This window comes from Psychrobacter sp. TB20-MNA-CIBAN-0197, from assembly GCF_040309765.1.
In the GTDB taxonomy this organism is placed as follows: domain Bacteria; phylum Pseudomonadota; class Gammaproteobacteria; order Pseudomonadales; family Moraxellaceae; genus Psychrobacter; species Psychrobacter submarinus.
The window spans coordinates 1-282 of sequence record NZ_JBEOPC010000391.1; the positions used below are offsets into that span (position 1 = coordinate 1).

A 282-nucleotide genomic window follows, 5' to 3' on the forward strand; every position below is an offset into this window, starting at 1 on the left:
TGATCGAGCAGTTCCTGTTGCAGTTCGCTCAAGGCTTCCCAGTCGAGCAGGCCCGATGGTTGTTTGAGGGCCATCTCGCTGCGCCAGCGCCGGGTGCGCGTGTCGATCACCACCAGTGCCGGACTGCTCGGCAGCACGAAATGCCACTGTTGAAAGCGCAGCAACTGATCAATCAGATCGTCCTGCACCGGCATGTCCAGATAGCCGTCATCACCGCTGGCGCTCAGTTGTGCGGTTTGCTCCAGCACGTCCTTGAAGGCATCCGGATTGTTGCCCCAGCCC

Annotated in this window: 1 protein-coding gene; it reads right to left on the reverse strand. The window is 60.6% G+C overall.

Features of this window, described 5'->3' with window-relative positions; all coding sequences use genetic code 11:
* Window positions 1-282, reverse strand: a 282-nt coding sequence (locus AAEY83_RS14170; protein WP_351059819.1) for a hypothetical protein, incomplete at both ends; no start/stop codon positions are given.